The sequence below is a fragment of the Corallococcus sp. 4LFB genome (assembly GCF_046520365.1).
Taxonomy (GTDB): Bacteria; Myxococcota; Myxococcia; order Myxococcales; family Myxococcaceae; genus Corallococcus; species Corallococcus caeni.
In genome coordinates, this window is sequence record NZ_JBKGHJ010000484.1 from 1 (window position 1) to 6,228 (window position 6,228).

The 6,228-nt window shown below is 73.6% G+C and carries 10 protein-coding genes; 8 read left to right on the forward strand and 2 right to left on the reverse strand.

The window, feature by feature from the left end; translation table 11 throughout:
• Positions 1–214: 214 nt before the first annotated feature.
• The 8 genes from ACLEQD_RS34685 to ACLEQD_RS34720 all read left to right on the forward strand — a co-directional run bounded on the left by ACLEQD_RS34685 (position 215) and on the right by ACLEQD_RS34720 (position 4,966).
• Positions 215–508: a hypothetical protein gene (locus ACLEQD_RS34685; RefSeq protein WP_410389987.1), complete on the forward strand. Its 294-nt coding sequence runs from the start codon at positions 215–217 to the stop codon at positions 506–508.
• Positions 505–1,944 carry a DnaB-like helicase C-terminal domain-containing protein gene (locus ACLEQD_RS34690; RefSeq protein WP_410389989.1) on the forward strand — a complete coding sequence of 480 codons (1,440 nt, stop codon included), beginning with the start codon at positions 505–507 and terminating at the stop codon, positions 1,942–1,944. Before ACLEQD_RS34685 ends, ACLEQD_RS34690 begins: the two co-directional genes overlap by 4 nt.
• A complete protein-coding gene (locus ACLEQD_RS34695) occupies positions 1,941–2,216 on the forward strand; it encodes a hypothetical protein (RefSeq protein ID WP_410389991.1) in 276 nt (91 codons plus the stop codon). Before ACLEQD_RS34690 ends, ACLEQD_RS34695 begins: the two co-directional genes overlap by 4 nt.
• A complete protein-coding gene (locus ACLEQD_RS34700) occupies positions 2,216–2,677 on the forward strand; it encodes a hypothetical protein (RefSeq protein WP_410389993.1) in 462 nt (153 codons plus the stop codon). Before ACLEQD_RS34695 ends, ACLEQD_RS34700 begins: the two co-directional genes overlap by 1 nt.
• A complete protein-coding gene (locus ACLEQD_RS34705; RefSeq protein WP_410389995.1) occupies positions 2,677–3,057 on the forward strand; it encodes a hypothetical protein in 381 nt (126 codons plus the stop codon). Before ACLEQD_RS34700 ends, ACLEQD_RS34705 begins: the two co-directional genes overlap by 1 nt.
• 1 nt (position 3,058) lies before the next feature.
• A complete protein-coding gene (locus ACLEQD_RS34710; protein ID WP_410389996.1) occupies positions 3,059–3,571 on the forward strand; it encodes a hypothetical protein in 513 nt (170 codons plus the stop codon).
• 64 nt (positions 3,572–3,635) lie between these two features.
• Positions 3,636–4,319, forward strand: a complete 684-nt coding sequence (locus ACLEQD_RS34715; protein ID WP_410389998.1) for a hypothetical protein — start codon at positions 3,636–3,638, stop codon at positions 4,317–4,319.
• Between the two features lie 2 nt (positions 4,320–4,321).
• Positions 4,322–4,966 (forward strand): hypothetical protein, encoded by a 645-nt coding sequence (locus tag ACLEQD_RS34720; RefSeq protein ID WP_410390000.1) that lies wholly within the window; start codon positions 4,322–4,324, stop codon positions 4,964–4,966.
• A 59-nt stretch (positions 4,967–5,025) separates the two neighbouring features.
• On the opposite strand, the gene ACLEQD_RS34725 is transcribed toward ACLEQD_RS34720, so the two are convergent.
• Positions 5,026–5,424: a hypothetical protein gene (locus ACLEQD_RS34725; protein ID WP_410390002.1), complete on the reverse strand. Its 399-nt coding sequence runs from the start codon at positions 5,422–5,424 to the stop codon at positions 5,026–5,028.
• 137 nt (positions 5,425–5,561) lie between these two features.
• Positions 5,562–6,098: a transglycosylase SLT domain-containing protein gene (locus tag ACLEQD_RS34730; RefSeq protein ID WP_410390003.1), complete on the reverse strand. Its 537-nt coding sequence runs from the start codon at positions 6,096–6,098 to the stop codon at positions 5,562–5,564.
• Positions 6,099–6,228: the final 130 nt, after the last annotated feature.

Below are 6,228 nucleotides of genomic sequence, written 5' to 3' on the forward strand. Positions count from 1 at the left end.
GCGGCCCCGGCGCGGCCCCGGCGCGGCCCCGCTAGACGGTGACGGTGACGGTGACGGTGACGGTGACGGTGACGGTGACAAGAAGCTTTTATCTCTTGGCGACGCTGTCGCGCCGCCCCAGGGCGGGGAGGGCAGGGCTCCGCGCAGGGTGGGTGCGGACAAACCCTTCGCGCTGGAGTCGCCGCCGTCCGGGAAGCCCCCGCGGCGGCCCAGCGTGGCGGAAGCGCTGTACGCGACGATGGAGGAAGGCCGGGCGGAGGAGTGCAAGCGCACAGGCGTGGACTACGTCGCCGAGGGCTGGGCCCCGGCTCGGGTGAACAAGGCACTGGGCGACTTCGCGAAGCTGGAGGGTGACGCCGCGAAGCGCTTCCAGGACACGTGGGACGCCTACCTCGATGCGCCGGAGAACGCAGCGCGGTCGCCGCCGTACAGCCTGAGCTTCTTCCTGGCCAGCCGGAGCACCTGGGAGTCCAAGGCCCTGCAGGCGGCAGCGGAGGCGTCCCCGTGAGCGCCGAGGCCCTGCCCGAGCCGCGGGACGAGCAGACGGAGCGGGCCGTCCTCGGGTGCGTCTTCGGTGGCGTGCCCGTCCAGGACACGGGTCCGCTCCCCGTCGACTGCTTCACCGGGCTGCAGCGCAGACACGTCTGGGAGGCGATGCTGTCCCTGGCCGTTGAGGGGCGCGCCGTCGACCACATCACCGTCGCCAGCCGGCTGAAGGACCGCGGGCAACTCGTGGGCGTGGGCGGCCCGGCGGCGCTCATGGCGCTGGACGGGGTGCCGCTCGCCGCCAGCTGCAGGGAGTACTGCGGCCGGCTGCGCGAGCTCTCCGCCCGGCGGGCGATGGTGGCAGCTGCCGACGCGGCGCGAGCCAAGGCCCTGGACATGTCCGTCCCACCCACGCGCGGGGCCCTGGAGGCCGCCCAGGCCTTCGCGGCGGTGCGCATGGAGCGCCCGCTGGTGAGGGGCGGCCGCGCCGTCCTCCGGCTCGCCCAGCGCTGGCAGGACTTCATCGACGGGAAGGCGGAGCCGTACCTCACCGTGCCGTACGCGGCGCTCAACGAGGCGGGCTTCCGCGGCTTCGTGCCCAACCTCAACGTCCTGGCCGGGCGCAGCGGCAACTTCAAGACGGGCTTCGCCACCGGGTGCGTCACCGACTGGGTGTTCCGCCAGGGACTGACGGGCGGCGTCTTCGGCCTCGAGGACGGCGTGGAGTGGGTGACGGACCGGCCGACGGCCCAGCACATGGGCATCGCCTACGGCGACGTCGGCGCGTGCCGGCTACCTGGGGGCGACGAGTCCACAGCGCGCTACCACGAGGAGAAGCTCGCGGAGTGGATGTCCCAGCTCCACGCCACCTACGAAGAGCGTCTCTTCCTGTACGACGTGACGGACACGGGCATCGACGCCGACGTCCCCAGCATCTCCTTCCCCGACTTGCTGGCCGAGGCCCGGCGGATGATTCACCACGGGGCGCGCTTCATCGTCATCGACCACGGCCTGCGCATCGAGTACCCGCGCAGCCACCGGGAGCAGCGTGAGGACCAGGCCATCGGCAAGGCCATGGACGCGCTCGCCAACCTCGGCATGCGCACGGGTGTCCCCATCATCCTGCTCTGGCACCTCAACCGGAACAGCGACGACGAGGCCATACCGAAGCGCAGCGACTTGAAGGAGTCCGGGTACCTCGACGCCGCGGCGCGCGTGATTCTCGGGCTGTGGCGGCAGCAGTCGCGCCAGGGCCACCAGCTCGTCACCGCGGTGAAGGCGACGAAGGGCAAGGAGGGCATCACCGCCGCCCTTGAGGTTGACGGCCCCTCCGGCCTGCTGCGCGCCGCCAACGGCTACGTCGTCGACTTCGAGGCGGAGCGCGCCGCAGCCCAGGAAGAGCGCTCGCTCCGCTCCACCCGCCGCAAGCCCCTGTTCCCCACTGGAGGTGCCGCATGACGTGCCCGAGGAAGGAGTGCCCCAACTTCAAGCGCCTCATGGACGCGTACAAGGCGCGGCACGAGCTGCGCTCGCAGCTGGAGTCGAGCGAGGCCGAGGTGAAGCGTCTGCGCGTCCGCCTCGCGGGCGTGGGCATCCACGAGGCCGAGTCGCCGTACGCGCCCCCGTCCGCACTGGTGCCGTGCGGCGTCGCCACCGCGGAGGGGCCGTGCCCTGAGATGGCCCCGCTGGGCGGCACGTGCGCGGCGCACCTGGCGCAGGAGGTGCTGTGATGGTCCTCCTCGCCTGCGGCAGCAGCGGCCTGCACCTGGGGCACCTGCCCGTGCTCCGCGAGTACACGCGCCGCTTCGGCGCGCACCCCGGGACGAAGCTCATCCACGGGGCCGGGGACGCGCGGAAGACGGACGAGCCCGAGGCCTTCGGTGCCGACCGCCTGTGGGAAGTGGCCGCCGCCGTCGAGTGGCCCTGGTTCCGCGTCGAGGACGTTGAGCGCTTCCCCGCGGACTGGAAGGCCCTCGGCCACCGCGCGGGCCCTCAGCGCAACGAGGCCATGCGCGACGCCCTCCGCGAGCTCGCGCGCCAAGGCCACCGCGTCGGCTGGGTGGCCGCGCACACGGACCCGGAGCTGGGCCGGGGCACGAAGCACATGGTCAGCCTGTGCCGGGCCGAGGGCTGGCCGGGCCGGGTGCTGGTTCTCGCCGCCGACGGGCGGCTCCTGCAGGAGGTGCGGTGATGGGACGCTGCAAGACGGAGACGACGCCGACGTGCCACTGCGGGCAGGTGCTGCCCGCGCCGGAGAAGGGCAGGAAGGGCGCGCCGAAGAAGTGGTGCAGCCCGAAGTGCGCCGATGCGGCCTCGCGGCTGGGGCTGACGGCGCGCGCCGTGGATGACCCGGGGCCGAAGTACGACGTGCCCCTGGATGGACTCGACTTCCAGGCCCGGGAGCGGCAGCGCGAGGAGCGCATCGCCCGCGTCATCGCCGAGGGCGTGCCGCTGGCGGCCCTGTGCGAGCGCTTCGACTGCGCGGAGAAGGTCGTCCGCCGCGTCGCCGAGCTGCGCGGGCTCACCATCCACACCAGCTTCACCGGGTCCATCCCGGTCCTGGGGGCGTGACATGCGCCACGCTGCGAACCGAGACGGCTGCGAGTCCGAGGTGGTGAAGGCGCTCCAGGCCGAGGGCTGGGGCGTGTGGAAGCTCTCCGCGAAGGACTTCCCGGACCTGCTGTGCGTCCGGCAGGGGCAGGTGCTGCTGGTGGAGTGCAAGAAGCTCGGCGGGGCGCTGCGCCCCGGCCAGGCGAAGCTGCACGCCGCGCTGCACGCGCTGGGCTTCCTGGTGGGCGTGGCCGGGGATGCCGTAGAGGCGCGCTCCGCCAGCGTTGGCGCTCCCGTCCGGACGTACCTCACCATGCCGGTGGAGGAGCGCGGTACCCGCGGGCCCCGGGGCGTCCGGCTGGCGGGTGGGCCGTCCGGGCAAAGCGCGGAAGTCGCCGCACGGCGCCGCCTGTGCGGCCCCAGGTTGAGTCCGGGCTCCAGCCCCACGACCCGGCACCGGCCGACGCAATGGCGCCCCCGCCACGGCCGCCACAATCGATTTCTGGCGGGGTTCCGCACCGCCCCCGACAGGTGAAGGCCACCCAGAAGGACTGGAAGTCGCTGGCGACACCCGCCAGCTACCCAGCGAAGGAGGAGCCATGACGTGCAGCAAGGAGGGCAAGGTGTGCAGCGTCGAGGGGTGCGGCCGGGCCATTCGTGCCCGCGGCATGTGCGCCGCCCACGAGGGCAGGTTCCGCCGCGACAAGCCGCTGGACGCGCCGCTGAAGCCATACCACCGGACAGTGAAGGCCGGCAGTCCTGCCGAGGCGTGCAAGCTCACCGGGTGCGGTCGGCCGGCGCGGTGCAAGGGGCTCTGTCGCCAGCACTACGACAGGCAGCGCGCCAGCCCGGGGGACTGGAGTGGCCCGGTGGTGGAGTACGGCACCCTGACGAAGACGCAGTCGTTCATGGCGCCGAAGGAGCACGTCGAAGCGGTCGACGCCGAGGCGAAGCGCCGCGGTGTCCGGAAGAGCATCGTCATGCGCGAGGCATTGGCCATGTGGGCCGACGCCCAGAAGACGCCCTCGGCGAAGCTGCCCCGGTACGCCCGTGAGCCCGACGACGGGCTGCTGGGGCCGGAGGAGCCCGATGAGCCCGAGCTCGGCATGACGCAGGAGGCGGCCCGGGCCCGCGCCGACGCCATCATCCGCCGCGAGTACGCGGACGGCGTGCCCCTCACCGCGCTGGAGGAGCGCTTCGGAGAGCGCGCCCGCGACGTCGTCCGGGACATCCGCCGCTCGCGCGGCCCTGACGAGCGCCTTCCCTTCGGGATGCCGGCGTAGCCATGGCCTGCTCAGCCCACCAGCGGCCCGACGGCCCCCTCACCACGGAGCGCCAGGCGCTGGCCCAGCAGTGGGTGCGGTACGCGCGGGGCGCGGCCCGGCGCTACTGCTTTGGCCGCCCCCGGTTGCTGGCCCACCTGCAGGACCTGGAGTCCGCCGCCCTCCTGGGCCTCGTCGTCGCCGCGCAGCGCTGGCAGCCCGAGCGCAGCGGATTCTACGCCTGCGCCCGCTGGTGGGTGCGCGCCGCGCTTCGCACCTACGACAGGCGGGGCTCGCGCGTCGTCCCCCTGTCGGAGACGGCGATGCACGGCCAGACCCGCGAGGTGCCCCTCGACGAGGCCCGTGGCGTAGGCGCGCAGACGGGGCCCGAGCGCCTGGACGAACTCGTCGACGCCCACCTTCACGGCCCGGCGCTGCTGGAGCGCGTGGCCCCGGAGGTTGAGGCCCGGCTGCGCGGTTCCGGAGGTCGAGGGGACGGGCCACCCCGTGCCGTCCAGGCGCTGCTGGCGGTGAAGCTGAGCGGGATGACCGCCGGGGACTTCGCGAAGCAGCAAGGACTCAAGCGCCAGGGCGTCTACGTCGCGCTCCGCAAGGCGGAGGACGCCTTCGAGGACTGGGCCGCCGAAGTCCGCGGGGAGGCCAGGTAGAAGCAACGCGCCCCGCTCCAGGACGCTGGAGCGGGGCGCTACGCTTGCGCTGGGGGGCGTCAGACGCGCGGGGGCCAGAACCAGGTGCCGGGCTGGTCCGGGCCGCCGAAGGGCACGGTGCCGCGCCAGCAGTGCTCGCCGCCGTGCCCGGTGGTGGAATCGAAGCCATCGTTCGGCCCGTCGCCGAGCACCTGGAGGTTCGGCATCATCGAGTCCGGCGCACGCGTGGCCACGACGATGGCGGGGCGCACCTCGCCCTTCCGGGGGCCAGCCTCGTCACCGAGGCAGTAGTGGACGATGCGACCGATGGACGGCTTCTGTCCGGGCGGCACGCCGGGCGCGCCGACCGGGCCCGGCGTCACCGCGCACACGGACGCGACGGGCGTGTTGATGGCCTCGGCGGCCGTGATGAGCTCGGCGGGCGGCGTGTACGGCGCGGGGGTGGGGGGGGGCGACATTCGGTGTTCCTCCTGGTGCTGTGGGTGAGATGCACGGCACCAGGAGGAAGGGGCGACTCAGCGGCGCAGGAGCCAGCGCGGGTGGTGGCACTGGCCCAGGCGCTTGCCGCACAGGCGGCAGTGGGGAGGCGAGCCCATCAGTATTCCAGGGGCGCGTCGGCGGGTGCCCACTGCGCGCGTCGCCGGAGGACGTCGGCGCCGTAGTCGCGGCCCGTCGTCAGCGCATCGGCGTACTTGCGCAGCTGCCCCATGGCGTCCCCCGGCAGTACGGCATTGCCCATTGCCTGGCGCACCTTCTTCAGGCCGGCGTTGTACGCGGAGAGGGCGAGGTGCACGTCCTTCAGAGCGTCGAGGTTGGCCCGCAGCAACATGGCCCCGTATAGGACGTTGAAGGCTGGGAGGCGCCAAAGCTCTCGCCCGGCGCCGTCGGTCGCGCCGACGAAGCCTGGGTGGTGCCTGTCGTCCACCTGCATCAGGCCGCGCCCGTTCCCGTGGTCACCGGTGCCGGCGGGCCCGGGGGGCTTGAGCGCCATGCCGCCGCGCGCCTCGCGGTCGCACACGCCGGCCAGCAGGTACGGACAGAGGCGCGTCGCCGTGGACGCGGCGAGGAACTCGCGGGCCCACTGCGCCAGGTGCTTGGGGAGGCGGGACTCCAGGTCCTGGAGCGTCGTCATCGGCAGCCCCCGGAGACGCGGCAGCCCACGTACCCGCCCACCAGGAGGCTGACGACGGCCGCGCCCACCACGACAGGGGTTGGCCAGCGCACGGGGGCCACCGTCGGCGCCTCGCGCACCGGCACACCGG